The organism is Micromonospora sp. IBHARD004 (genome assembly GCF_052814115.1).
The window spans coordinates 2420352-2442141 of sequence record NZ_CP199934.1; the positions used below are offsets into that span (position 1 = coordinate 2420352).

22 protein-coding genes and 1 pseudogene are annotated in these 21790 nt (G+C 72.7%); 12 read left to right on the forward strand and 11 right to left on the reverse strand.

What is annotated here, in order from left to right; translation table 11 throughout:
* Window positions 1–8 precede the first annotated feature (8 nt).
* Both ACTWO6_RS11720 and ACTWO6_RS11725 read left to right on the forward strand, forming a co-directional pair.
* Window positions 9–704, forward strand: coding sequence for a hypothetical protein (locus ACTWO6_RS11720; RefSeq protein WP_446219654.1), 696 nt, complete (start codon window positions 9–11; stop codon window positions 702–704).
* Entirely contained in the window at window positions 694–1719 is a 1026-nt protein-coding gene (locus ACTWO6_RS11725; RefSeq protein WP_446219655.1) for a phosphotransferase, read from the forward strand. The genes ACTWO6_RS11720 and ACTWO6_RS11725 overlap by 11 nt, the downstream gene beginning before the upstream one ends.
* On the opposite strand, the gene ACTWO6_RS11730 is transcribed toward ACTWO6_RS11725, so the two are convergent.
* The 3 genes from ACTWO6_RS11730 to trmB form a co-directional block, all read right to left on the reverse strand.
* Window positions 1688–2977, reverse strand: a complete 1290-nt coding sequence (locus ACTWO6_RS11730; RefSeq protein ID WP_446219656.1) for a CDP-glycerol glycerophosphotransferase family protein — start codon at window positions 2975–2977, stop codon at window positions 1688–1690. The two genes, ACTWO6_RS11725 and ACTWO6_RS11730, sit on opposite strands and share 32 nt — an antisense overlap.
* A 921-nt stretch (window positions 2978–3898) precedes the next feature.
* The gene (locus ACTWO6_RS11735; protein WP_446219657.1) at window positions 3899–6412 is read right to left on the reverse strand and encodes a DEAD/DEAH box helicase; all 2514 of its coding nucleotides are present in this window, start codon (window positions 6410–6412) and stop codon (window positions 3899–3901) included.
* Between the two features lie 134 nt (window positions 6413–6546).
* Window positions 6547–7281, reverse strand: a complete 735-nt coding sequence (gene trmB / locus ACTWO6_RS11740; protein ID WP_446219658.1) for a tRNA (guanosine(46)-N7)-methyltransferase TrmB — start codon at window positions 7279–7281, stop codon at window positions 6547–6549.
* Between the two features lie 129 nt (window positions 7282–7410).
* On the opposite strand from trmB, the gene ACTWO6_RS11745 reads away from it, so the two are divergent.
* Window positions 7411–7974, forward strand: a complete 564-nt coding sequence (locus ACTWO6_RS11745; protein WP_446219659.1) for a hypothetical protein — start codon at window positions 7411–7413, stop codon at window positions 7972–7974.
* Window positions 7975–7982: 8 nt separating this feature from the next.
* Entirely contained in the window at window positions 7983–8660 is a 678-nt protein-coding gene (locus ACTWO6_RS11750; protein WP_446219660.1) for a class F sortase, read from the forward strand.
* Window positions 8661–8666: 6 nt separating this feature from the next.
* Here ACTWO6_RS11750 and ACTWO6_RS11755 read toward each other — a convergent pair whose 3' ends face one another.
* From ACTWO6_RS11755 to ACTWO6_RS11765, 3 genes are read right to left on the reverse strand one after another with little or no spacing between them, the layout of a single operon-like run.
* Window positions 8667–8987, reverse strand: coding sequence for an antibiotic biosynthesis monooxygenase family protein (locus ACTWO6_RS11755; protein WP_446219661.1), 321 nt, complete (start codon window positions 8985–8987; stop codon window positions 8667–8669).
* Between the two features lie 53 nt (window positions 8988–9040).
* Window positions 9041–9838, reverse strand: a complete 798-nt coding sequence (locus ACTWO6_RS11760; RefSeq protein WP_446219662.1) for an exodeoxyribonuclease III — start codon at window positions 9836–9838, stop codon at window positions 9041–9043.
* A gap of 60 nt (window positions 9839–9898) precedes the next feature.
* Window positions 9899–10819, reverse strand: coding sequence for a proteasome assembly chaperone family protein (locus ACTWO6_RS11765; RefSeq protein WP_446219663.1), 921 nt, complete (start codon window positions 10817–10819; stop codon window positions 9899–9901).
* A gap of 434 nt (window positions 10820–11253) precedes the next feature.
* Here ACTWO6_RS11765 and ACTWO6_RS11770 point away from each other — a divergent pair, with 434 nt between their 5' ends.
* The 3 genes from ACTWO6_RS11770 to ACTWO6_RS11780 all read left to right on the forward strand — a co-directional run bounded on the left by ACTWO6_RS11770 (window position 11254) and on the right by ACTWO6_RS11780 (window position 13172).
* Entirely contained in the window at window positions 11254–12147 is an 894-nt protein-coding gene (locus ACTWO6_RS11770; protein WP_446219664.1) for a peptidase M23, read from the forward strand.
* Between the two features lie 105 nt (window positions 12148–12252).
* Window positions 12253–12399: a hypothetical protein gene (locus ACTWO6_RS11775; protein WP_446219665.1), complete on the forward strand. Its 147-nt coding sequence runs from the start codon at window positions 12253–12255 to the stop codon at window positions 12397–12399.
* Window positions 12400–12434: 35 nt separating this feature from the next.
* The gene (locus tag ACTWO6_RS11780; RefSeq protein WP_446219666.1) at window positions 12435–13172 is read left to right on the forward strand and encodes an EcsC family protein; all 738 of its coding nucleotides are present in this window, start codon (window positions 12435–12437) and stop codon (window positions 13170–13172) included.
* 54 nt (window positions 13173–13226) lie between these two features.
* Here the strand turns inward: ACTWO6_RS11780 and ACTWO6_RS11785 are convergent.
* The 4 genes and pseudogenes from ACTWO6_RS11785 to ACTWO6_RS11800 all read right to left on the reverse strand — a co-directional run bounded on the left by ACTWO6_RS11785 (window position 13227) and on the right by ACTWO6_RS11800 (window position 16305).
* Window positions 13227–14066, reverse strand: a pseudogene (locus ACTWO6_RS11785) (GDSL-type esterase/lipase family protein).
* Window positions 14067–14197: 131 nt separating this feature from the next.
* On the reverse strand, window positions 14198–14692 hold the full coding sequence (locus tag ACTWO6_RS11790) for a zinc ribbon domain-containing protein (protein WP_446219667.1): 495 nt from the start codon (window positions 14690–14692) through the stop codon (window positions 14198–14200).
* Between the two features lie 10 nt (window positions 14693–14702).
* Window positions 14703–15581 carry a hypothetical protein gene (locus ACTWO6_RS11795; protein ID WP_446219668.1) on the reverse strand — a complete coding sequence of 293 codons (879 nt, stop codon included), beginning with the start codon at window positions 15579–15581 and terminating at the stop codon, window positions 14703–14705.
* Window positions 15582–15693: 112 nt separating this feature from the next.
* The gene (locus tag ACTWO6_RS11800; protein WP_446219669.1) at window positions 15694–16305 is read right to left on the reverse strand and encodes an antibiotic biosynthesis monooxygenase; all 612 of its coding nucleotides are present in this window, start codon (window positions 16303–16305) and stop codon (window positions 15694–15696) included.
* A gap of 172 nt (window positions 16306–16477) precedes the next feature.
* Between ACTWO6_RS11800 and ACTWO6_RS11805 the strand changes: the two genes are divergently transcribed.
* Genes ACTWO6_RS11805 through ACTWO6_RS11825 form a run of 5 tightly spaced genes read left to right on the forward strand, consistent with a single transcriptional unit; the run spans window position 16478 to window position 21068 of the window.
* Window positions 16478–16732: a DUF6343 family protein gene (locus ACTWO6_RS11805; RefSeq protein ID WP_446219670.1), complete on the forward strand. Its 255-nt coding sequence runs from the start codon at window positions 16478–16480 to the stop codon at window positions 16730–16732.
* Between the two features lie 12 nt (window positions 16733–16744).
* On the forward strand, window positions 16745–18157 hold the full coding sequence (locus ACTWO6_RS11810) for an NADP-dependent succinic semialdehyde dehydrogenase (RefSeq protein ID WP_446219671.1): 1413 nt from the start codon (window positions 16745–16747) through the stop codon (window positions 18155–18157).
* 41 nt (window positions 18158–18198) lie between these two features.
* On the forward strand, window positions 18199–19164 hold the full coding sequence (locus tag ACTWO6_RS11815) for a TIGR03885 family FMN-dependent LLM class oxidoreductase (protein WP_446219672.1): 966 nt from the start codon (window positions 18199–18201) through the stop codon (window positions 19162–19164).
* A 37-nt stretch (window positions 19165–19201) separates the two neighbouring features.
* The gene (locus tag ACTWO6_RS11820; RefSeq protein ID WP_446219673.1) at window positions 19202–20782 is read left to right on the forward strand and encodes a Na+/H+ antiporter; all 1581 of its coding nucleotides are present in this window, start codon (window positions 19202–19204) and stop codon (window positions 20780–20782) included.
* A 28-nt stretch (window positions 20783–20810) separates the two neighbouring features.
* Window positions 20811–21068, forward strand: coding sequence for a UBP-type zinc finger domain-containing protein (locus ACTWO6_RS11825; RefSeq protein ID WP_446219674.1), 258 nt, complete (start codon window positions 20811–20813; stop codon window positions 21066–21068).
* 179 nt (window positions 21069–21247) lie between these two features.
* Here the strand turns inward: ACTWO6_RS11825 and ACTWO6_RS11830 are convergent, their stop codons facing one another.
* Window positions 21248–21781, reverse strand: a complete 534-nt coding sequence (locus tag ACTWO6_RS11830; RefSeq protein WP_446219675.1) for a GNAT family N-acetyltransferase — start codon at window positions 21779–21781, stop codon at window positions 21248–21250.
* Window positions 21782–21790 lie beyond the last annotated feature (9 nt).

A 21790-nucleotide genomic window follows, 5' to 3' on the forward strand; every position in this document is an offset into this window, starting at 1 on the left:
CCCGGCAGGTGAGGATCTCCTTCTCCGGTCTGGACGGTGCTGGCAAGACGCGTCAGATCGAGGCGTTGGTAGCCGCCCTGCAGCAGGACCGCTCCGTCGAGGTGCTGTGGATACCGTTCAGGATCTGGCCGGAGTCGCTGCTCAACCGGCTGCCGGCTGACTTCCGCAGCCGGCTCGGCCCCCGGCGGCGCAGGTCCGCCGAGGCGTCCGACCGCGCCACGTCTCGATACGGCGACAAAATAGAGGGCGTCCATGACCCGGGGGCGGGACTGGCTGGCAACGCTTCGCGGTCCCTGCCGTGGCGGGTGGTCGGCACGTTGGCCGCCGTCTCGGCCGGCCTGAGCCTGCGGCGGCGGGCGTATGCCAGCTCCGCTGACGTGCTCGTGCTCGACAGGTACCGGCTGGACACGATCGTGAAGCTGCAGTTCTGGTACTCCGACGTTCCGGGGCGCTGGCTCGCCCGCATCGTCGGACGCCTCGCTCCCGCCCCGGACGTCGAGTTCCTGCTGCGGGTGGACCCCGCGGTGGCCTACGAGCGGAAGCCGGAGCAGTGGTCCGTCGAGCAGCTGTCCCAACAGGCGCGCCTCTACGACGTACTGACCACCGGGCCGACGCAGGTGGTGACGTTGGACGCCAAACAGGATCCGGACGTCATCGGGAAGACCGTCGTGTCACACGTCAGAACGGTGCTCGATGGACGCTGAAAGCCTCATTCTTGAGCATGTGAAGCCGGCTCTGGCGCACGAACTGCCCCCCGGCGACCTGGAGCGTGTCACGATCGTGCGAAGGGGCCCGTCGCGTCGACGCTCGTCGCTGTACTTTCTCGGCCTCGCTGGTGACGGCCAGAGGTGCCGTTGGGTTGTCAAGCAGCCGAAGAGCGACAGCCAGCAGAACGACCTTGCCTCACCGTTGTCAGCGGAGGACCAGTTCCAGGCGCTGCACAGGCTGTACACCCATTTCGAGGAGCGCCGCAATGGGGTATCGGTCCCTCGCCCCGTCGCCTCCGTGCCGGAGATCGCGGCCTACATCATGGAGTATGTACCGGGACCGACCGTGACGGCACTTATCCGGCCCGGTCTCCTGGCACATCGGGATCCGCTGCTACAGGGCGTGAAGGGGGCGGCGCAGGTGCTTCGGGCATTGCACTCCCTCGAACCGGCTGTAGAGGACGTCGTGGACTCGTCCAAGCTCTACCGCGGTGCGAGCTCCCGTGGCCCCGAGGTCCTCCGAGCCGCAGGCCTCCCGATCCGGCGGGAATGGTTCGAGGACGCCCTCCCGCAGAAAGGCAGCACGAGAGGCTTAAAGGTCGTGCTGCACGGGGACTTCGCTCCCGAGAACGTCGTGCTGGCCCCGTCCGGGCTGTGCTGCCTGGAGCCCGACCTCGCAGAGAAGGACTGGGCCGAGCGCGACGTGGTCCGGTTCCTGCTGATGCTGTTCGACGCGCCGTTCTTCGTTGTGGGAGCGGACCTGCCGCTCGTCCAAAGGCTGCGCCGCGAGGCCGCCACAACCTTCCTAACGGCCTACTACGGGGATCGACCCTTGCCGGTGGCCCTGCGGCCACTCATGCTTGCCAGCGTCGCGTCGCGTTGGTCAACCCGGCACACCGATATCGCGCAGCGGACGCCGCGCCTCGCGCGTGCCCGCCAGCAGTTGCTGCGGCGGCACTTCTCCCGGGTACTGGCCGAAGTCAGTGCGCCGGGTTGGCCGCGCCTCTACTGACCATCCCTGCCCCCGGCGCGCCCACCGCCTCGGGCGCTGCGAGTGCCACAGCAAGCGTCTCCGACGCGTGGCCGGTGTACGAGCCCCACATCTGCTGCAGGAATCGGTCGTACAAGGGCTGCCACGGGAGCGCGCCGGGATCCGCCAGGATGCGGTCGAGCGACGCCATGAGCGTCTCCCTGTCGCGCGTGACCACGCCGGGCAGCTCGAGGGGGTCGACCTCGAAGCCACGCGTCGCGGCATAGTGCTCGAGGTCCGGCATGAAGTAGACCACCGGTCGCCGGATGAGCAGGAAGTCGAGGGCGATCGACGAGTAGTCCGTGACGAGAACGTCGCACAGGCCGAGATAGGCATGCAGATCGGCGTCGGCGGGAATTGTCACGCACATCGGGGACCGGACCTCGGCGGCTGCCACGTTGTAGTGGGCCTTGTAGGCCAGGACGCCGCCATGCGCCGAGCACACCTCGGCAAGTTGCTGCACGAGCTCGGAGTCCGTGTCGTTCACGCGACCGTCGCGCCAGGTGAGGAACAGGCCGACGACCGGGCGGGCCGAGCTCAGCCGTGCCCATTCGCGTTCGTGCCACACCAGGGCGGCAGGAGGCTTCGCCGGGTCGGCGAGCAGGTGGTCGTTGCGCGGGTAACCGAGCTGCCAGCAGCGCTCCGGCGGTACACCGAACGCGGGGGAGAAGCACCGGGTGACGAACTCGCTCGGAGCGAGCAGGAAGTCGGGGGGTCTCTCCCGTGCTGCCTGGGCGAGCCTGTGCAACAGTCCACCCACCTTCCGGTCGTCCCTTCCGATGGCGCCCTCCACCCGCTTGATGGGGAGGCCGTGCCACAACGAGACGGTAGTGGCGCCCGGCCACAGCCAGCGGTTGATGTCCGAGCAGTACCCAGAGTAGACGAACGTGCCGGCACGCAACGCCGCCATGATCCCCCCGCGGGACCAGCGCGTCTCCGCCCGGTAGCCGTGGGAGCGCAGTCGACGGACCACATCGATTGAGCCGCTCACCCAGACGACCTGACGGTCGGGCACGTGTTCCGACAAATACACGTACAGGTAAGCGGCGTTGTCGGCGAAGCGGTCGAGCGGCGAACCCATGACGACCAGCCGGTCGTTGCGCGGAAGTCGGCGCAGGACCAGCGCGAGGATCGCCAGGAGCGGGGCCTGCACCAACCCGGCGACGGCCGTTACTCGGTGCACACCCACGCGGCGTACGGCCAGGCGCACCACGCGCCATTGACGGACCTTGGAAAGCATCACCCAAGCATCCACAACTTCTGGGGCGGCTGGTCTCGTTTCGGGAAACGATGGGGCCGGCCACGAGCCAAGGCCGCCTGACGCTCAACCCGGTGAACGTTCTTGGTCAGCGCACTAGTCCGTGAGCCGTGCGCCACTGTAGGTCGCTGAGGCCGCGGTTGAGTTGCCCGCTACGACTCACGGTAGGCATCCACCGCTTCGGCTCGCTCCGCTGCCGGATGTCGCGAGAGACCGTCGTTTCCGCGACTCAAGCGGCGAACATATCAACGACAGCCATGAGATCGCTGCCGTGAGTATCGGGCGATGTGGGTTGCAGCAGCTGCATCCCAACCAGCAACCGACGTGTCGACCGGCAACACCGACCCCCGCCGCTGTACGAGGAGGACAGGCTATCCATTGGGCCGGGCCATGACCACCAGCCGGACCCGGAATGCACGAAGGGCCCGCTCAGCGGGCCCTAAGGCGGGCGCGGGAGCCCGTAAGGCGTCCTGCGGCTTCCAGGCCAGCAGCAGTGTGTGCATGACAGACAGAGAACCGCCGCCGCGAGGATCCCGCCCGCGGCCCAGGCGGGGTGTGCGGTAACGGCGACCTCGACTCCAACGACCATTCGGTCGTCCCCCGCCCCAGAGACGAAGTGGCGCACTGAGATCCGGAACAAGCGGAGCGCGGCAGCGGCGCGGCTCGACCCACGACCACAGCCGTTCGTTGACCGCCGCCTGGCGCGAGTGGACGACGGATGGCGATCCGGGGCGATCGGCATCGCGACCTCCGAGATTTGGCCAACTTGATCCGGACGATTAGAGCCGCGACCGTCCACCCCAACCTGTCCTAGCGCTGGTCACCGCCTCGTTGATTGGCCAGGTTGAAGCGGACCGGACACCGTCCTTCGGACGCACCGGACGGCCCCTCGGAGAGAAATTTCTACAGCTGCTCCACGGCGGTGATCCGGACGACGGCGGCGCCCACCTCGTCGGAGGCGGCCAGGTCGACCTCGGCGCTGATGCCCCAGTCGTGGTCGCCCTCCGGGTCGTCGAGGATCTGCCGGACGGTCCACCGGTCCCGGCCCTGCTCGATCATGAGCAGCGCCGGCCCGCGGGCGTCCGGCCCCACCCCGATCGAGTCGTACGCGTCGAAGTACGGCTCCAGCGCGTCCGCCCAGGCGTCGGCGTCCCAGCCGTTCCCGGCGTCGAGCTCGCCGAGCAGGTCCCAGCGGCGCAGGGCGGCCAGCTCGACCCGGCGGAACAGCGCGTTGCGCACCAGCACCCGGAACGCCCGCGCGTTGCGGGTCACGGCCGGCGGCCGGTCGTCCAGGGCCGCGTGGGCCAGGGCCACCTCCGCCACGTCGGACGGGTTGCGCAGCCGCTCCCACTCGTCGATCAGGCTGGAGTCGACCTGGCGGACCAGCTCGCCCAGCCACTCGATGAGGTCGACCAGCTCCTCGGTCTTGGCGTCCTCGGGCACGGTCTGCCGCAGCGTCTTGTACGCGTCGGCGAGGTACCGCAGCACCAGGCCCTCCGAGCGGGACAGCCCGTAGAACTGCACGTACTCGGTGAAGGTCATCGCCCGCTCGTACATGTCCCGGACGACGGACTTGGGGGAGAGCTGGTGGTCGGCGACCCAGGGGTGCCCCTGCCGGTACATCTCGTACGCGCCGTCCAGCAGCTCCGCGAGCGGCTTCGGCCAGGTCACCTCGTCGAGCAGTTCCAGTCGGGCCTCGTACTCGATGCCCTCGGCCTTCATCGCGGCGACCGCCTCGCCGCGGGCCTTGAACTGCTGCGCGGAGAGCACCTGGCGCGGGTCGTCGAGGATCGACTCGATCACCGAGAGCACGTCGAGGGCGTACGACGGGGACTCCTGGTCCAGCAGCTCGATCGTCGCCAGGGCGAGCGGGGAGAGCGGCTGGTTGAGCGCGAAGTCGAGCTGGAGGTCGACGGTGAGCCGGACCCGCCGGCCGGTCTCGTCCGGCTCGGGGAGCTGCTCGACCACCCCGCCGGCCAGCAGCGCCCGGTAGATGGCGATGGCCCGGCGGATGTGCCTCCGCTGGGCGGCCCGGTCCTCGTGGTTGTCGGTGAGCAGGTGCCGCATCGAGGCGAACGCGTCGCCGGGGCGGCCGATCACGTTGAGCAGCATCGAGTGGCTGACCTGGAAGCTGGAGGTCAGCGGCTCCGGCTCGGCCTCGACCAGGCGCTGGAAGGTCGGCTCGCCCCAGCCGATCGAGCCCTCCGGCGGCTTCTTCTTGACCACCTTGCGGCGCTTCTTCGGGTCGTCGCCGGCCTTGGCGAGGGCCTTCTCGTTCTCGATCACGTGCTCGGGCGCCTGCACGACGACCCGGCCGAGGGTGTCGAAGCCGGCCCGCCCGGCCCGACCGGCGATCTGGTGGAACTCGCGGGCCTTGAGCAGCCGGGTGCGCACCCCGTCGTACTTGGACAGGCCGGTGAAGAGCACGGTGCGGATCGGCACGTTGATGCCGACGCCCAGGGTGTCGGTGCCGCAGATGACCTTGAGCAGCCCGGCCTGGGCGAGGGTCTCCACCAGGCGGCGGTACTTGGGCAGCATGCCGGCGTGGTGCACGCCGATGCCGTGCCGGACCAGCCGGGACAGCGTCTTGCCGAAGCCGGAGGTGAACCGGAAGTTCCCGATCGCCTGGGCGATCATGTCCTTCTCGGCGCGGGTGCAGACGTTGACGCTCATCAGCGCCTGGGCGCGTTCCAGCGCGGCGGCCTGGGTGAAGTGCACGACGTAGACCGGGGCCTGCTTGGTGGCCAGCAGCTCCTCCAGGGTCTCGTGCAGCGGGGTCATCGCGTACGAGAAGAGGAGCGGGACCGGCCGCTCGGCCGAGCGGACGACGGCGGTCGGCCGGCCGGTGCGCCGGGTCAGGTCGTCGACGAACCGGGTGGTGTCGCCGAGCGTGGCGGACATCAGGACGAACTGCGCCTGCGGCAGCTCGATGATCGGCACCTGCCAGGCCCAGCCCCGGTCCGGTTCGGCGTAGAAGTGGAACTCGTCCATGATCACCTGGCCGACGTCGGCCCGGGCGCCCTCGCGCAGCGCCAGGTTGGCCAGGATCTCCGCGGTGCAACAGATGATCGGGGCGTCGGCGTTGACGCTGGCGTCGCCGGTGAGCATGCCGACGTTCTCGGCGCCGAAGACCTCGCAGAGGGCGAAGAACTTCTCCGAGACCAGCGCCTTGATCGGCGCGGTGTAGAAGGTGGTCCGGTCGTCGGCCAGGGCGGCGAAGTGGGCGGCGATCGCGACCAGGCTCTTGCCCGAGCCGGTCGGCGTATTCATGATCACGTTCGCGCCGGAGACGATCTCGATGACCGCCTCCTCCTGGTGGGGATAGAGGTCGAGGCCGCGCTCCTTCGCCCAGCCGGCGAACGCGTCGAAGAGGGTGTCGGGGTCGGCGCGTCGAGGCAGCGCGGCAGTGAGCGTCATAGCGCTCCCCATGGTGCCTGGATCATGGGCCGCAGCGCCAACCGGGGCGTCGGCGGCGCCCGCCGGGCGCGCGATCCGTCCCGCGCGTCCCGATCCCGGCCGACGCCGACCACCCGGAGGGGTACGCCCGCGGGTCAGCCCCGGGCGGGCGCGGCGGTGGCGGCGACCCGGCGGTGGACCAGGTCGAAGACCGGTCGGCCGGCGGTGAGGGCGCGCCGCTCGAACTTCGTCACCGGGCGGTGCGCGGGGCGCGGGGCGAAGCCGCCGTGGGTGTCGACCAGCTCCGGGTCGGCGGTCAGGGTCTGCCGCATCGACTCGGCGTACTCGGCCCAGTCGGTGGCGCAGTGCAGCGTCCCGCCGGGGGCCAGCCGGGACCGCAGCAGCGCCACGTGGCCGGGCTGGATCAGCCGCCGCTTGTGGTGCCGCGACTTGGGCCAGGGGTCGGGGAAGAAGACGTGCACCGCGTCCAGCGAGCCCTCCGGCAGCGCCCGGACCAGGTCCAGCGCGTCGCCCCGGGCCACCCGGACGTTGCCCAGCGGGTGCCGTTCCGCCAGCTCCAGGAGGTTGGCAATGCCGGGCGTGTGCACCTCGACCGCCAGATAGTGCCGGCCCGGATCGGCCGCCGCCATCGCGGCGGTGGCGTCGCCCATGCCGGACCCGATCTCCAGCACCAGCGGGGCCCGCCGGCCGAAGAGCGCCGCCGGATCGAACGGCCCGTCCAGCTCGGCGATGTCCAGGCCGTACGCCGGCCAGAGCCGGTCCAGCGCGTCGACCTGACGACCGCTCATCCGCCCCCGGCGGGGGTGGAAGGTGCGGATCGGCGCGACGTGCGCGGGCGGGGCGGCGGGGTTCTGGTCGGTGGAGGTCACAGCGACCCGAGCCTACGCGACGGTTCGGCCGATCGGATGTGAGGTGCGGCCGGGGGTGAGAGGATTCATCCCGTACGGCAGGACGGGCGGCCCGCTGCCCGGTACCGCCCTACGGCGCCGGGAGGGGTCATGGTGTCAGTCACGCGCCGCGCGGCGTTGGTGATCGCGGCTGCCGCGTTCGCCGCCCCGCTGGTCGGGGCGGTCCCCGCCCTGGCCGCCCCGGTCCCCGTCGCCGAGCCGGCGCCCGGGCAGTCCTCACCGCCGCCCGGCGAGGTGATCTTCGTTGAGGTCACCCCGAGCACCGTGGAGCCCGGCTTCCTGGTCGGCATCCGGGCGAGCTGCCGGGACAACTCGGTGCCGGCGACCGTGGTGTCGGACGCCTTCGGCCGGGTGCAGGTGCAGCCGCAACGCGGGCTGCTGACCGCCTCGCCGATGGTCAACGAGCGCACCCGTCCCGGCAACTACCGGGTCAAGCTGGAGTGCCCGAGCGGGCAGACCGCGTCGACGATGCTCCAGGTGGTGAAGCGGGTCGCGCCCAGCCGTGGACCGGCGACCGGCTTCGGCGGCAGCGCCGGGGTCGGCCTCGGCGGCCTGCTGGTGCCGATGGGACTCGCGCTGACCCTGGCCGGGGCGGCCGTCGGCGTCGTGGCGTCGCGTCGGCCCCGTACCGTCCGTGGCGCCGCCCGCCGCTGAGTCCCGCCATGGCCTCGCATCCCGCCCCGCAGCCGGCCGCCCGGCCGGCCCGGCGTGACCGGGCGGGCCGCAGCCCCTGGTCCGCGCCGCTGGCCGTGGTGCTGGTCCTGGTCGGGGTCTTCGCCACCGGGGCGGGGCTCGGCCGCACCGCGGGGCCGTTCGACTGGGCCGCCGACGCGGTACGCCCCGGGCAGGGCGACCCGCCGCCGGAGGGCTCGCTGCCGGCGAGCCGCCCGGTCAGCCTCTCCGTGCCGGCGATCAAGGTCAGTGCGCCGGTGACACCCGTCGGGCAGGCCAGGGACGGCTCGATCGCCGTGCCGCCGCTGAGCAAGCACAACCAGACCGGTTGGTACGACCGCGGCCCGACCCCGGGGGAGCCGGGCCGGGCGATCATCGTCGGACACGTGGACACCAAGAGCGGCCCGGCGGTCTTCTACCAGCTCGGCAAGCTCAAGCCCGGTGACCGGATCGAGGTGACCCGGTCGGACCGGAGCGTGGTGACCTTCGAGGTCGACACGGTCGAGCACTTCGACAAGGCCAACCTGCCGGCCGACCGGGTGTACGGCGACGAGGGCCCGCCGGGGCTGCGCCTGATCACCTGCGGCGGCGAGTGGTTGGGCGGGCGGGCCGGGTACGCGGACAACGTGATCGCGTTCGCCTCGCTGGTCGACACCCGCCGGCCCTGACCGGGCTCAGCCCTTGCCGGGCACCTGCTGGACCACCTCGAACTCCAGCAGGGTGGCGCCGCTGGCGACCGGCCGGCGCTGTTCGCCACCCGCGCCGCCGGCGTGCGCGACCCGGGACGGTCCGGCCGCCCACGCCTGGTACGCCTCCTCGGACTCCCAGCGGGTGTAGACGAAGTAGCGGCTCTCCCCGGCGACCGGGCGGAGCAGCTCGAAGCCGAGGAAGCCGGGGGAGTTCTCCACCGCGCCGGCCCGGGCCGCGAACCGCTTCTCCAGCTCCTCGCCGGCGCCGGACGGGACGTCGATCGCGTTGATCTTCACGACTGCCATTGCTCCACCCTAACGACCGCTGCCGGACCGGGCCGCGTCGACGGCCGGGCGGCTCAGAGCGCCTCGACGGCCGGCACCAGGTCGGCGTCGACCACGATCGGGGCGTGGTCCGAGGGGCCCTTGCCCTTGCGCGCCTCCCGGTCCACGTACGCGGAGCGGACCGCGCGGGCGAACGGGGCGGAGGCGTACACCAGGTCGATCCGCATGCCCTTGTTCTGGTGGAACATCCCGGCGCGGTAGTCCCAGTAGGTGAAGGGGTGCGGGCCCTTCATCGGGGTGGGCACCACGTCGCTGAGCCCGAGGTCGCGCAGCGCGGCCAGGGCCGCCCGCTCGGCGGGGGTGACGTGGGTGGAGGCGACGAAGAGCGCCGGGTCCCAGACGTCGGCGTCGGTCGGCGCGACGTTGAAGTCGCCGCAGACGGCCAGGGGCAGCCCGGTGGTCAGCTCCGGTTCGAGCGCGTCGCGCAGCGCGGCGAACCAGGCCAGCTTGTACGTGTAATGCGGGTCGTCGGGGGCGCGGCCGTTCGGCACGTACACCGACCAGACCCGCACCCCGTCGCAGGTCGCCGAGATGGCCCGGGCCTCGGGCTCGGGGAAGCCGGGCTCGGCGGGGAACCCGACGGCCACGTCGGCCAGCCCGACCCGGGAGAGGATGGCCACGCCGTTCCACCGGCCGTCGCTGTGGCTGGCCGCCTCGTAGCCCAGCTCGCCCACCTCGCCGACCGGGAACGCCCCGTCGGGGCACTTGGTCTCCTGCAGGCAGACGACGTCGGGTTTCGTGGTGGCCAGCCAGTCGAGCAGCCGGGGCAGGCGGGCCTTCACCGAGTTGACGTTCCAGGTCGCCAGGCGCATGCCTTCAGCCTGCCGCATCCCGCCCCGACCCGCCGCCGCAGGCGCGCCGGCCGCGCCCGATCAGCTTCCCGGGGTGTCGCCCGGGCGGGTCTGCTCGGCCAGGAAGCGTTCCAGCTCGGCGCCGAGCTCGTCGGCAGTGGGCAGCGGGCCGGTCTCGGCGGCGAGCAGGTTCTTCTCGCCGCGGCCCCGGGCGAACGCGTCGTACTGCTCCTCCAGGGCCTGGACCAGGGTGGCCGCCTCCTCGGTCTGCGCGACCTGGCGGTCGATCTCCACCCGGACCACCTCGGCGGCCGCGCGCAGCCCGTCCCGGGGCAGCAGCAGGCCGGTGCTGCGGGAGACCGAGGCGAGCAGCGCCTCGGCGGCAGCCGGGTACTCGGACTGGGCGACGTAGTGCGGCACGTGCGCGGCGAAGCCGAGCGCGTCGCGGCCCTGCTCGCCGAGGCGGTACTCCAGCAGGTGGCCGACGCTGCCGGGCACCTGGACCCGCTGCAGCCACGGCTCGTAGCCGGCGATCAGCTCCGGGCGGGTGGCGTGCGCGGTGACCCCGGTGGGCCGGGTGTGCGGCACCGCCATCGGGATGGAGTTCAGCCCTGCGGTGAGCCGGACGTCCAGCCGGGCGGAGAGCCCGGCGACCGCGGCCACGAACCGCTCCCACTGGAGATCCGGCTCGGGGCCGGTGAGCAGCAGGAAGGGGGTCTCGTCGTCGTCGTGGAGCAGGTGCAGCTCCAGCGCCGGGGCGTCGTAGTCGGCCCAGTGGTCCTCCACGAAGGTCATCACCGGGCGGCGGGAGCGGTAGTCGAAGAGCTGGTCGACGTCGAACCGGGCGATCGGGCGTGCCTCAAGGGAGGTGACCAGCTGCTCGCGGGCCAGCCGGGCGGCGCTGCCGGCGTCGACGAAGCCGGTGAGCGCCTGGATCAGCACCGGTTGACCGAGTTCGGGCAGCTCGTCGGTGAGTTCGTAGAGCTCGTGTGGGTCGAGCACCGGTTGGGACCTCCCTGGATACGCGCGTACGGGTGGCCGTGCGCGCACGGCACCCGGTTCGGGCAACGTACCCGCCATCCTGATCCATTCCGGCAGGACCCGGCTCGGCACCCGTTGGATGATCACAATTTGGCGCACCGGATGATCAAATCAGGGCGAATACGCCGATCTTGCACCCCCAGGTCACCGGATGGTGGAGTGACGGGTCGGCCGAAAGGACTAGTTAGTCGTTCATGGGCCGGCCGGTCGCCGGACGCGTGCTACCTCCCCCGGGCGGCAGGACTCACGACCGGGCGGAGGTTTGACCGGTCCGCGAGGATCCTCCCGGCCGCGCCCGGGGTGGCCGGCCGGGTCCGGTTCGGAAGGGCGCAACTGTGGGCAGGGCCACTCCGTGACGCTGGGTGACCAGGGCTCGCCCTGCCTAACCTCGTCGAATGCGTGACGACGGCACCCTCGACGACCAGTACGGCCTCGGCGGTTCGGCTGACCGTTCGGACGATACCCCATCCACCGATCGGTCAACCAGCCTCACCGAGCCCTCCGCTCCCCGGCTCTCCACCCTCGGCTCCCTCCGTACCCGCCTCGGCGGGTTCACTAACCCCCTCGCCGCCCGGCCCGGCCGAACCCGGCTGGCCGTGGCCACCGGCGCAGTCTGCTGCCTGGGCCTGGTCGGCGTCGCCCAGGTCGGCGCCGGCGCGATCGGTGGCACCGAGACCCCCGCCCAGCCGGTGGAGGTCGCCCAGCGGGCGACCCCGGACGCGGCCTCCCGGGGCAGCGAGCGGCAGACGCCGGCACCGGTCGCGCAGACCGCCGACCCGGACGTCTCCCCGTCGGCGACGAAGAAGCCCGCGGCCAAGCCGAAGCCGAAGCCGAAGCCCAAGCCGAAGCGGATCGCCCCGGTGGCCGGCCTCGACGAGGACCAGATGGACAACGCCAAGGCGATCGTGCGCGCGGGCCGGGACATGGGCGTGCCCCGTCGCGGCCTGGTCATCGCGGTGGCCACCGCCATGCAGGAAAGCAACCTCTACAACTACGCCAGCGCGGTGTTGCCCGAGTCGCAGAACTACCCGCACCAGGCCATCGGCTGGGACCACGACTCGGTCGGGCTGTTCCAGCAGCGCCCCAGCAGCGGCTGGGGGTCGGTGGGGGACCTGATGGACCCGAAGTTCGCCACCCACCAGTTCCTCGCCGCGCTGGAGGAGATCCCCGGCTGGCAGGACATGGCGCTGACCGATGCCGCCCAGGCCGTACAGGTCTCCGCCTTCCCCTGGGCGTACGCCCAGCACGAGTGGCGGGCCGAGCAGGTCGTCGACGCGATCCTCGGCTGACCGGGGCCGGGCCGCAATGTGGACGCGTGCCGGACGGCGGTTCCGGGTACCAGGGGTTGCCGGTCCCGGGTACACATGACGGGGGACCGCCGACAGGAGGACGACATGTCACTGGTGCAACGGATCAGCACGTTCCTGCGCTCGCCGCGCGGTCAGCAGCTCGTCGATCGGGGCCGGCGCCAGCTGGCCAAGCCGGAGAACCAGCGCAAGCTCCAGCAGCTGGCCTCCCGGCTGTCCAGCCGCCGGCGCTGACCCCGTACGCCGCGAACCGACCCTCGGGAGCACTGGTGACCGAACCCGCGCCCGTCGACGGTGAGCACACCGTCCCGACCCCGCCCGCCGCGCCGGCCGACGCCCCCGAGGCGCCGCCGGCCACGCTCTGGGACCGAATGCGGGACGACCCGCAGTACGCCCCGGAGCACCTGGCCCTGGAGGCCGTCCGGCGACTCGGGCCGGAGGCGGCGCAGTGGGCCGCCCGGGAACGCGCGGCCCGGCCCGACGTCCCGGGTGACGAGCTGGCCGACCAGGCGGTCCGCCGGTTCGTCAACCGGGCCCGGCTCTCCGGCGCGGTGTCCGGCGTCGCCGGGCTGCCCGGCGCGGTGATCGACGTGGGCGTGCTGGCCTGGACCCAGGCCCGGTTGGTGCTGCACGTCGCGGCGGCGCACGGCGTCGACCCGGTGCACCCCGACCGGGCCACCGACCTGCTGGTGCTGCAGCGGGTGCACAAGGTCGCCGAGACCGCCCGGCTCGCCCTCGGGGTGGCCGCCGGGCGGGAACGCGCCGAGGCCCTCTTCGGGATGGCCGGGGAGCGCCCGCTGGGCAGGGTCATGCTCCAGCTCGGCGTCCGGCTGGCCCAGATGGCCGGCATGCGGGCGGCGAAGCGGGTCGTCGCCAAGGTGGTCCCCGGCGCGGCGATCGTCCTCGGCACCTGGGCCAACTCCTCGGCCACCAAGGATCTCGCCGAGCGGGCCCGCGCCCTCTACCGCAACGGCCCGGACGGCCTGCCCCGGCAGCGCCGCCCCTGACCGGCCGCCGTCCCGCGCTCCCGCAGGACGCCCGAGTCGGGTGGCGGGCGCCGGTCAACCCGGCCAGCGGGCGGCCGGCCAGCTCACGTCGGCGAGCCGGTCCTGGCCGGAGGCGTTCGGGTGGAACCAGTCCAGGGAGTTGACCAGGTCGAGGCCGAAGCGGAGCCGGTGCGCCGCCCCGGCGTCCCACCGGCAGCGTGACCCGTACGCCCGGCAGGCCGCGCGGAGCTGGCCGTTCTAGTCGTCGATCCGCTGCCGGAACCGGGCCCGGCGGGCCATGGCGGCGGGCGCCGTCGAGGTCGGGTCGGCCAGCAGGGCCGGGCAGATGCCGTATCCCCAGGCCCGTACCGCCCGGGGCTCGGTGTGCCCCAGCTCCCAGAGCCGGTACAGGTCGGGGATGCTGACCACCAGCACCCGCGCTCTGGGCCGGCCCTTGCGCAGCACCCGCAGGCCCCGGTCGACCTGGCTGCGGAAGGCGGCCACCGGGGTCATCGCGTCGATGCCGCCATGGCAGGCGTCGTTGGCGCCGATCAGCACCGTGACGTAGTCCGCCTGGTCGCGGACCGCCGCGCCGGCCTGCCCGGCCAGTGCCGTGGCCCGGGCCCCCGGCGTCGCCCGGTCGTACGCCCGCAACGCGGGGTTGCGCTCACGCAGCCGCCGGTAGTGGCTCTCCACCCGCAATCCGTCCCCGGTGGACCAGGAGTTGCGTTCGCAGGTGACCAGCACCAGGCAGGAGGCGAAGCCGGTGGTGATCGAGTCGCCGAGCGCGGACATCACCGCCGGCGCGCCGGGGCGCGCGGAGCCCGACGGTCGCGGCGAGGCGTCCGCCCCGTCACAGGCGATCGCGACCAGCGCCGCCACGCAGGCGAGAGCGGCGACCCAGCGTCGAGGCATCACGTCCCCCGTCCGGCGGCGCAGAGCAACGGCACGGTGACCCTATGCGCGCCGAGCGATGGGGAGCGACTCCTGTCAACTTTTAGGCATTGACAACTGTCGTTAAATTTGGCGTGCTAGTGCGGTGTCCACTAACGTTCACCGGGTTTCCGGTGGGTGTTGTGGATCCTCGCCTTGCGGGCGAGCGACTCCCCACCGGGTGGTGGGGCGGGCCTCCGCAGGCCAACTGATCCTCGCGCCACCCCTGGTGGGCGGCGGGGGTCACGTCGGGACCGGCCGGCACCGGGCAGGTGCCGGCCGGCTCGACGGTGCGTGACCACCTGCGGCAGCACAACGGCTGCCGGGGTGGTGGGTCCGCCGCCCGGAACGCGGGTGGCGATGCTGGCGGCCGCGACCAGGTCGCGGTGGCCGGAGAATGCGCAGTGCGGGCAGGACAATGTCCTGCCCCGGGGTTTCGGCACCCGACGGCGGCAGGCGGGGCAGGTGGAGGAGGTGCCGCGTTCGTCGACCAGCCGGACGGTGATACCGGCCAGGATGGCCTTATCGGTGAGGACCTGCAGGAGCCGGCCGATCTGCCACTGCCGCAACCGCAGGTTGTGCCGCCGCCCCGCCGGCAGATTCAGCACCCCGCGGGGATCACCGACGTGCAGCACACCGACCCGCTGCCGCACCGCCCACGAGACGACGCCGCGGGCGGCTTCGTGCTGGGCCTGGCGGACCCTGCGCCGGTGCCGGCCCCTCCACCAGGCGTGTCCGGCGGCGGTACTGCCGCCACCGCCGCGACCCCTTCTCACCACGTTTCGGCGCCCGCCGTGCCACGGCGCGGCGGCGGGCTTTGGTGTCGGCGAGGTGCATGCGGTGCTCGGCGCGGATCGCCCGCCCCGACACCAGCAGTGCCTCCCCGTCGGGGCCGGCCACGGCGTAGGGGTGGATAATCCCGAGATCCACCCCGGCCACCCTGCCGGAGTCCGGTCCCTCACCCGGCGGGTAGACCGCCACCGGCACCTCGGCGGTGACGTCGAGGAACAGCTGGCCACCCTCACACAGCAGGGTGATCGACCGGACCTGCTCGGCCGGATACGGCACCTCCCGCGCCAGGCGCACCCACAACGCCGCACTGCCCCTGGCGGTCGGGATCCGGACGCGGCGCCCGTCGAGGGTGAACGTGCCGTGATACCAGCGCACCGGCACCAACCCCCGCCGACGACGCGGAAACCGCGCCGACACGTCACCGTCCTTGCGGCGTTTCGCCGCCGCGAACCACGCATCGGAGAACCGGCGCAACACCGACCGGGCACCCGTGGTGTCCAGTTCTGCGAACGTGCCCGGCCCCGACGCGGACAGCTCCCGGCACAACTGCTGATAGCCGACCAGCGGCGCGTCGTGACGGCGGCGCCGCCACGCGTTCACCTCCAACACGCACGCCCACAGGTCACCGGCGGAGCGCAGCAGCCCGAAACACCGCCGCCGCTGCCCGGGCGTCACCCGCAACGCGACGCGCGCGGTGCGATGCACGACCCGCGGGGCGGAAGGATCCCGACGGCGAGGCACGAACCGAAGCCAACACCACCGGTACGACACTTTCCCCCAACCCCGACCAACCCGGCGAACGTTTGTGGTCAGAGCACTAGCGGCCGGTCCGCCAGGGGGCCGGCTGGCCGTGCAGCCACCAGTGCAGGGCCCGGGTGATCCGGGGCAGCACCAGGTAGGTCATCAGCGGGGTGAGGCAGAGCGTCATCAGCAGGGTCCGCACCGCCAGGGGCACGTCGGCGATGAACCGGGCGGTGAGCAGGGTCGCGGTGAGGCTCAGCGGGAAGAACGCCAGCCAGATCGTCACCGCCTGCTTCCACCTCGGCGGCGCGGCCGGAACCGCCGGCTCGGCGTCGCCCGGGACGAGCCTCTCCACCACGTGGTCAACCGGCGCGTCGAACCAGCCCTCGATGCCGGTCCGCCGCTCCATCCGGGTGTGCTCGACGATGCCCTGGGCCGAGGTGAGCCACCAGTTCCGCTGCGGGGACTCCTCCCACCGGCGCAGCGTCTCGTCGTCGGCGAAGCGGTACAGCATGTGCCACTCGGGCGACCCGGGCGCACGCTGCACGAACCCGGCGCCGAGGAAGCCGGGGAAGCTCTCGGCCAGCGCCGTGCCGGCCCGCATCCACGCCACCATCTCGTCGCCGCGCGCCGGATCGGCGCGTCGGGCGATGGCGACGGTCACCGGCGCCGCGTGGGTCATGGTCATGCCCCAATCCTCCCCGCCGTCGCCGGGATCGGCCCGGTCGCGGCGTACCGGTGTAACGCAACCCACCGGGGGCTCGCATCCACCGGATACCCGCTCGGTGGCCGGGATCACCGGCGGTCCCCAGCGGCGGTGCGACCGGTTAGCGGGCCCCGTGCCGGGGTAGCCCGGAGGAATGACGCGATCACAGCCCCGCCGCAGGGTCAGTAACGCGTACAGCGCGCTGAACCTGCGGCTCGCGCTCGCCACCTTCGGGCTGGTGACCATGACCGTCTTCGCGGTGGTGGCGTTCTGGGCCCACGTGGCCTGGCTGGGCGTCCTCTGCGCGGTCCTCGCCGTCGTGGCCGTGGTGGACCTGATCGTCATCCAGCGCCGACGCGCCGCCCGCCACCGCGAGGAGCCGGGCGCGCGGCACTCACTGTTCGAGTGACAGGAGCACGACATGCCCATCGCCACCACCAACCCCGCCACCGGACAGGTGCTCAAGACGTACGACCCGATGTCGGACGAGCAGATCGACGCCGCCATCGAGCGGGCCGACCTCGCCTACCGGGACCTGCACCGCACCACCGTCGCCCAGCGGGCGCAGTGGATGAACGCGGCGGCCGACCTGCTCGACGCCGAACGCGGCGACACCGCCCGGCTGATGACCACCGAGATGGGCAAGACGTACGCGGCGGCGCAGGCCGAGGTGACCAAGTGCGCCACCGCCTGCCGTTTCTACGCCGCCAACGCCGAGCGGATGCTCGCCGACGAGCCGGCCGACGCGAAGGCGGTGAAGGCGAAACGGGCGTTCGTCCGCTACCAGCCGATCGGCCCGGTGCTCGCGGTGATGCCGTGGAACTTCCCGCTCTGGCAGGTCATGCGCTTCGCCGCGCCGGCCCTGATGGCCGGCAACACCGGCCTGCTCAAGCACGCCTCCAACGTGCCGCAGACCGCCCTCTACCTGGAGGACCTCTTCCGCCGGGCCGGCTTCCCCGAGGGCGCGTTCACCACATTGCTGGTCGGCTCGGAGGCCGTCGACCGGATCCTCAGCGACCCCCGGGTCCGCGCCGCCACCCTGACCGGCAGCGAGACCGCGGGCCGCTCGATCGCCCAGATCGCCGGCCGGGAAGTGAAGAAGACGGTGCTCGAACTCGGCGGCAGCGACCCGTTCGTGGTGATGCCCTCGGCCGACCTGGACCGGGCCGCCGAGGTCGCCACCACCGCCCGCTGCCAGAACAACGGCCAGTCCTGCATCGCCGCGAAGCGGTTCATCGTGCACACTGACGCCTTCGACGCCTTCGCCGAGAAGTTCGCCGCGAACATGGCGGCGCTGAAGGTCGGCGACCCGATGGACGGCGGCACCGCCGTCGGCCCCCTGGCCAGCGAACACGGGCGGGACGAGGTGCATGCCCAGGTGCAGGACGCGGTCGACCAGGGCGCGACCGTCCTCTGTGGCGGCGAGAAGCCCGCCGGTGACGGCTGGTACTACCCGCCGACCGTGGTCACCGACCTGACCCCGCAGATGCGGATGTGGTCCGAGGAGGTCTTCGGCCCGGTCGCCGGCCTCTACCGGGTCTCGTCGTACGACGAGGCGATCGAGGTGGCCAACGGCACCACGTTCGGCCTCGGCTCCAACGCCTGGACCACCGACCCGGCCGAGCAGGAGCGCTTCGCCACCGACCTGGACGCCGGCAACGTCTTCATCAACGGCATGACCACGTCCTTCCCGGAGCTTCCCTTCGGCGGCGTGAAGAACTCCGGCTACGGCCGGGAGCTCTCCGCCTTCGGCATGCGGGAGTTCTGCAACACCAAGACCGTCTGGGTGGGGGAGGGCGCCGCCTCCGCCGGGGCCGGCGCGCACGCCGAGTAGCCGCGATTGGCCGGACGCCGTCATGGGTAGGAGGTGCGCCCATGACGGTGTTCGGCTTCCACGCGTCCCACGAGCAGATCCACCCCAGCAAGCTGCTGGCGGCGGTGATCCACGCCGAGCGGGCCGGCTTCGGCGCCGCCATGTCCTCGGACCACTTCTCCCCGTGGAGCGCCCGCCAGGGCCAGTCCGGCTTCGCCTGGTCCTGGCTGGGCGCCGCGCTCCAGGCCACCAACCTGCCCTTCGGCGTGGTCAACGCGCCCGGCCAGCGCTACCACCCGGCGATCATCGCGCAGGCCATCGGCACCCTCGGCGCGATGTACCCGGGCCGGTTCTGGGCCGCGCTGGGCACCGGCGAGGCGAGCAACGAGCACATCACCGGCGACGGCTGGCCGCGCAAGGACGTCCGCAACGCGCGGCTGCGCGAGTGCGTCGACGTGATCCGGGCGCTGCTGGCCGGCGAGGAGGTCAGCCACGACGGGCTGGTCCGGGTCGACCGGGCGAAGCTGTGGACCCGCCCGGAACAGCCGCCGGCCCTGATCGGCGCGGCGGTCAGCGTGGCCACCGCGCGCTGGTGCGCCGAGTGGGCCGACGGCCTGATCACCGTCAACGCGCCCGTCCACCACCTCCGCCAGATGATCGACGCGTACCGGGACGCCGGCGGGCGGGGGCCGCTGCACCTCCAGGCGCACGTGAGCTGGGCGCCCGACCAGGCCGAGGCCGAGGCGATCGCGTACGACCAGTGGCGCAGCAACGTCTTCGCCCCGCCGGTCTGCTGGGACCTGGAGATGACCGAGCACTTCGACGCCGTCTCCGCGGACGTGCCGCTGGCGAAGGTCACCTCCACCGTGCACGTCTCCGCCGACCTGGGCCGGCACGTCGGCTGGCTGGAGGAGTACCTGGCGCTCGGCTTCGACCAGATCGCCCTGCACCACGTCGGGCAGGAGCAGCGGGCGTTCATCGACGCCTTCGGCGCGGAGGTGCTGCCGAAGCTGCGGACGCCCGCCTGATCACCGTCCGCCGCCGCGACCCCTAGGCTCGTACCCCATGGAAGCTCTGTTCCAGGTCGTGGTCTTCCTCGCGATCGCCACCTTCGGCGCGGCGCTGGCCCGGCGGCTGGGCCTGCTCGCGCCGATCCTGCTGGTCGTGCTCGGCCTCGCGCTCTCCTTCCTGCCGTTCTTCCCGCAGGTGCGGCTGGACCCGAACCTGGTGCTGGTGGGCATCCTGCCGCCGCTGCTCTACGTGGCGGCCCTGGAGACGTCGGTGCCGGCGTTCCGGCTGAACCTGCGGCCGATCCTGCTGCTCGCGGTGGGGCTGGTGATCTTCACGGCGTTCGCGGTGGGCACCGTCGTGCACCTCCTGCTGCCCCAGGTCCCGTACTCGATCTGCCTGGCCCTCGGCGCGGTGGTGGCGCCGCCGGACGCGATCGCCGCCACCGCGGTGGCCCGGAAGGTCGGCCTCCCCCGCCGGATCGTCACCATCCTGGAGGGGGAGAGCCTGATCAACGACGCCACCGCGCTGGTGCTGTTGCGGGTGGCGATCGCCGCGGCCACCGCGGCCGGCGGCGGCGTCGGGTTCGGCGACGTGGCCCGCGAGGTGCTGATCTCCACCGGCGGCGGCATCCTGATCGGGCTGCTCGGCGTCGTCGTCTTCGGGTACCTGCACCAGCGGACCAGCGACGCGGTGCTGGACAACGCGCTGTCGCTGATCGTGCCGTTCGCGGTCGTCTTCGCCGCCGAGGAGATCCACGCCTCCGGGGTGGTCGCGGTGGTGGTGACCGGGCTGGGCATCGGCCACAAGATGCCGCTGCTGATGTCGGCCGCCTCCCGGCTCCAGGTCGCGGCGTTCTGGCGGCTGAGCCGGTTCCTGCTGGAGGGGCTGGTCTTCCTGCTGGTCGGCCTGCAACTGCGGGAGGTGGTCCGGGACCTCAACGAGCCGTTCGGCTTCCTGGCCGGGATCACCGCCGCGGTGCTGGCCGTCGTCTTCCTGACCCGGTTCGTCTGGCTCTTCCCGGCCACCTACCTGGTCCGGCTGGTGCCCCGGGTCCGGCGCCGGGACCCGGCGCCGCCGGTGCAGGCCCCCATCGTCCTCGGCTGGGCCGGGATGCGCGGCGTGGTCACCCTCGCCGCCGCGCTCGCCCTGCCGCTCACCCTGGCCGATGGGCGGCCGTACCCCCGGCAGCTCTTCATCTGGCTGGCGTTCGCGGTGATCGTGGTCACCCTGGTCGCCCAGGGCGCCACCCTGCCGACCGTCGCCCGGCGGCTGAAACTGCCGGCGGACGACCCGGTGCAGGACGCGCTCTCCGCCGCCGCCGTGCAGCAGCAGGCCAGCCGCGCCGCCCGGGAACGCCTCGACGAGCTGGCCGACGGGGCGCCCCCGGCCGTCGTCGAGCGGCTGCGCGGGCTGGTCCAGAGCCGCACCAACCTGGCCTGGGAACGGCTGGGGGGCACCGAGCGGGAAACCCCGTCCCAGGCGTACGGTCGGCTGCGGCAGGAGATGATCGACGCCGAGCGGGAGGTCTTCCGGGCCGCCCGCGACTCCGGGAAGATCCCCGAGGAGTTGCTGGTGCGCGCCTACCGCGACCTGGACCTCGAGGAGTCGTTGCTGCGTCAGGAGACCGACGAGTGAGCCGCCGAGCCGAGCGGGAGGATGACCGATGAGCTGTCAGCATCTGGCCGAGCCGGGCCTGGTCGAACCGAAGACCACCGACGAGTGTCCGGACTGCGTGGCCATCGGCAACGCCGACTGGGTGCACCTGCGGGCCTGCCTGACGTGCGGGCACGTCGGCTGCTGCGACTCCTCGCCGTACCAGCACGCGACGAAGCACTTCGAGGCCACCGGACACCCGGTGATGCGGTCCGTCCAGCCGGGAGAGACCTGGCGCTGGTGCTTCGTAGACGAGGAGATCGGCTGACGCGGCGCCCGGCCGGCGCGACACGTTCGGCTGGGGCACCGCCTCGCGCAAGCTGACCGGCCCGGCGGTGCCCGCCGCTGAGCCAGCGCCCCGCCGGCGCGGTCACCCGCCCGAGCCGGTCCGTTGGGCAGTCCGCTGGCTGCCGCCGGGCGTCCCCGTCGACGTCGAGGTGTGAGCGCTCAGCCGAGGCGGCGGGCGAGGACCTGGCCCGGCCAGGGCTCCCGACCCGGGCGCGCCACGGTGAACCGGTCGGTGGCGGTGAAGCCGCAGCCCTCGTAGAAGCGGACCAGCGCCCGGTCGTCCCCGCCGTAGCAGTCCACCCGCAGCAGCCCCAGCCCGCGCGCCCGGGCCAGCTCCGCGGCGTGCTCCAGCAGCCGCGCCCCGATCCCCAGGCCGGCGTGCGTCCGGTCGGTGACCAGCAGGTTGACGTACAGCTCGGGCTCGGTGGCCGGGGGGACGTAATCGGTGGCGGAACCGACCACCAGCGCGCCGACCGGGATGTCGTCGAGCACCGCCAGGTGCAGTCCGCCGCCCGTCGCCCAGGCGTCGGCCTGGGCGATCCGGCGCGGGTCGGTCGACGCCGGCTCGGTGCCCCACTGGCCGGTCCGGCCGCGGGCCACCAGCCAGGCGGTGGCGCGGTCGAGCAGCCGCAGCACGGTGGCCGCGTCGTCGGCTCCGCCGGGCCGGATGGTGATGGTCCGTTGATCGCTCATGAGCGTCAT